Annotated in this window: 8 protein-coding genes; 3 read left to right on the top strand and 5 right to left on the bottom strand. The window is 46.5% G+C overall.

Annotated features, from left to right (window positions below):
• The 4 genes from F6K37_RS36640 to F6K37_RS36655 all read right to left on the bottom strand — a co-directional run.
• The coding region (locus F6K37_RS36640; RefSeq protein ID WP_287255893.1) for a Uma2 family endonuclease at positions 1–394 on the bottom strand (394 nt) is incomplete at its 3' end.
• A gap of 321 nt (positions 395–715) precedes the next feature.
• Entirely contained in the window at positions 716–958 is a 243-nt protein-coding gene (locus F6K37_RS36645) for a GNAT family N-acetyltransferase (protein WP_131827110.1), read from the bottom strand.
• Complete coding sequence (locus tag F6K37_RS36650) at positions 959–1126, bottom strand: hypothetical protein (protein ID WP_287255895.1); 168 nt, start codon at positions 1124–1126, stop codon at positions 959–961.
• A gap of 46 nt (positions 1127–1172) precedes the next feature.
• Positions 1173–1331: a hypothetical protein gene (locus F6K37_RS36655; protein ID WP_287255897.1), complete on the bottom strand. Its 159-nt coding sequence runs from the start codon at positions 1329–1331 to the stop codon at positions 1173–1175.
• Between the two features lie 136 nt (positions 1332–1467).
• On the opposite strand from F6K37_RS36655, the gene F6K37_RS36660 reads away from it, so the two are divergent.
• Both F6K37_RS36660 and F6K37_RS36665 read left to right on the top strand, forming a co-directional pair.
• Positions 1468–1728, top strand: coding sequence for a hypothetical protein (locus tag F6K37_RS36660; RefSeq protein ID WP_287255899.1), 261 nt, complete (start codon positions 1468–1470; stop codon positions 1726–1728).
• Positions 1729–1897: 169 nt separating this feature from the next.
• Positions 1898–2023: a hypothetical protein gene (locus tag F6K37_RS36665; RefSeq protein ID WP_267872032.1), complete on the top strand. Its 126-nt coding sequence runs from the start codon at positions 1898–1900 to the stop codon at positions 2021–2023.
• A gap of 18 nt (positions 2024–2041) precedes the next feature.
• Here the strand turns inward: F6K37_RS36665 and F6K37_RS36670 are convergent, their stop codons facing one another.
• Positions 2042–2464: a hypothetical protein gene (locus F6K37_RS36670; RefSeq protein WP_154659892.1), complete on the bottom strand. Its 423-nt coding sequence runs from the start codon at positions 2462–2464 to the stop codon at positions 2042–2044.
• On the opposite strand from F6K37_RS36670, the gene F6K37_RS36675 reads away from it, so the two are divergent.
• Complete coding sequence (locus F6K37_RS36675; protein WP_009149639.1) at positions 2454–2705, top strand: hypothetical protein; 252 nt, start codon at positions 2454–2456, stop codon at positions 2703–2705. The genes F6K37_RS36670 and F6K37_RS36675 overlap by 11 nt on opposite strands.
• Positions 2706–2965 lie beyond the last annotated feature (260 nt).

A 2965-nucleotide genomic window follows, 5' to 3' on the forward strand; every position in this document is an offset into this window, starting at 1 on the left:
TATATTGGATTCTTTTCGCAATATAGTCTCGCTCTCGTTGTAACTCTCCTGGGCTAACCACTTCAACCACTAATAAAGGCGGTGACATAGAGAGGCGAATGGTATTACGCTTTGATAATTGTTGAATATGCTCTTCTCGAATAATGGTCAAATCAGGATAACGGTTTTTCGGTTCACCTCTAACTTCTAATTCTAATCCTTGACCCCGGACTCTACGATGACCTACCAGTAAAGCAAACCTAATCAATAAAAACGTAGCAATTTCAACATTTACTCCCGACTCTGGAGGCATTTCAATTAACTCTCCATTAAATAACTCATAGAAGTTTTCTGAGTTATCATTGTAGGATAAATACTCATCAAAGCTTTGAAATTTATGGGTCAGTTGTACCATCATTGTTCACCGGCAAAGTCCGGTGCATTACGTAAGCTATCAGCTAATGCGCTACGCGCACGCTACTTGAGGTGCTAATCAGCTAATCAGCTAACACACCATTCATAGTTCACGTGGAAAGTCCGGTGCGTTACGCCTAGCGGCTAACACACCCTACTTACTAATATAATGTTAGGATAATTACCATTAATACCAATCTCCCCATCTCCCCACACTCCCCACACTCCCCACACTCCCTACTCCCTACTCCCTACTCCCTACTCCCTACTCCCTAACTTCTTACTACTCCGATACGCTTCAGTCAATGACGTCAAGTAAGGTTTAAGGCGACGATCCACGAATTGAAGCATGGGTTGGTTGCTCTCTCCCACCGCACAGGTATAGTAAGGAATATCGCTCTGGAGTTGAGCCATGATAGACTCTGCAATCAGCATGGCACCACGGCCACGCCGTTGGAACCCCCTGTCGGCGGTTTTCCGGGTGGACGAACAGGGAAAGAATGACAGCAGTAGTGGTGTCGGTTTTGGGGTCTTTGCGCAGTTCTGCCACCAGCAAGCCTACCATTTAATCCTTTTCCACTGCTGCTAAACCCAGCAGTTCTCCTAAAAGGCTGGCACATTGCCAGTGGCTAGCAATGCTGGGGCAGGTGTAGTCATCGTATTCTAAGGAGGTAGTAGCATCAAAGTTTTCGAGCCACTGATAGGTAACTTGGGGGGAGTAGGTGGTGGTCACTGGTTTGGGGAATCGGGAATCGGGAATCGGGAGTCGGAACCCACCCCTAACCCCTCCCAGGAGGGGAACGGGAGTCGGGAATCGGGAGTCGGGAATCGGGAATCGGGAGTCGGGAGTCGGGAGTCGGGAGTCGGGAGATTAATCGTAGGGTGGGCAGTGGCAAGCTACCGAAATCGGCAAGGTTGGTGAAGAGCTGATCAGCCACTGCCCACCAGAGCCCAAACTACTTTTTTTTATCTATTTCTTACTCTATCGGTCATGCATTTATCTGTCATGCAGCCAGCAAATGCCATCGCGCTTTACTTCAGGATGCATCTAATTATTGCTGTTTGACCCAGTCGGTGGAACGGGTATCAGGCGTAGAACCGGCATCTTGCCGGTTATCAATATTCCCAAGCAGGCAGGATGCCCACCCCACTGATATGCATGCCGAATGGGCATCAGACGTGGAATGGGCATTTTGGTGGAACCTTCTGCGACTAATGCCCGCCAGGCACGGCTGCCGTGGTAACCGAAAACGAGTTAGTAGCACAGGTAGCTCGGAAATTTATCCAGGCAAATCGCGCGCCATCCGAGACCAAAAAGGGATTTTGACATTTTGATCGGATAGTGGTAAATTAAGGGCACTACTCTGCGTCGTCGCCCGCCAAAGGATTTTTATTTACGCCACGCGCCACCACGCCCTGTCTGGGAGAGAGACTCGGAGACTGACTCCTCATTTTGCCCCTCATTTTTCCTTGCCACCACCTTACGAGAAACAGGAGCGTTGCCTTGCCCACTATTGCCTTGCCACCACCTTACGAGAAACAGGAGCGTTGCCTTGCCACCACCTTACGAGAAACAGGAGCGGTCTGTTTGGGGGTTAGTTTTTTCTTGGGCATGGTTTCATCTCCATAGAATTAAACTTTCTGTGGTTTAGCTTATTGAGTTGGCTGTGGCTGTGTCAATAGACATCTCCAGAAACTCGGTTTTGACCCAGGCAGTGCAAGGGTTTGAGGTTAATTTTTGGAGATGTCTAATAGGTTTTTTCTCACGTTTTGTTACGTGGGGAGATGGGGAGATGGGGAGATGGGGAGATGGGGAGATGGGGAGATGGGGTGATCTGGGTACAAGTAGAATCGTAGGGTGGGCAGTGGCAAGAATCGCGAAATTGGCAAGCTTGGGGAATATATCATCAGCCACTGCCCACCAACCCTGCCCACTGCCCACTGCCCACCAAAGGGGTATTTTATTATAATTTATAGTGTGCGCTATGGGCATAATCTGATAGCTGATAGCTTGCCTATAATCAGGCATACCATTACGTAAACGAACGAGTAAACTTGTGATGGAAAACAAAGTAATCGATGTGAGTGAGCTAAGTCCAAAACAGATTGCTATCATTACAGAAATTGTTGAGACTTTTAAGTTAGTCGCTCAACAAACTAATTTACCCGAAGATTTAAGCAAAGCTGAAACTTCCAAAAAATCCTTAAATCTTGCCGAGAGAATAAAACAGCGTTTTGCCCATTTATCAGATGTAGAAATTACCCAAATTCCCAGAGATAAAATGCGTACTCCTCCTCTATTTGATCAATGATCATTTTAGATACTAATGTTATTTCTGAGTTGATGAAAGGTAATATAGCGTTGATCACAGTTATGAGGTACAGTATTCTTTGAAGCTGATTCCCTGTTAGGTGCGCTTTCCGCATCTAATTATTAAATTCGCCACGGGTCGCACCTCTTGATGCAGCGCATCCCTATTACCTATTACCTATTACCTATTACCTATTACCTATTACCTATTACCTATTACCTATTACCTAAAATCCCGAAATTGTGTACCTCATAGCTATG

The sequence above is a fragment of the Moorena sp. SIO4E2 genome (assembly GCF_010671945.1).
GTDB classification, from domain to species: Bacteria; Cyanobacteriota; Cyanobacteriia; order Cyanobacteriales; family Coleofasciculaceae; genus Moorena; species Moorena producens.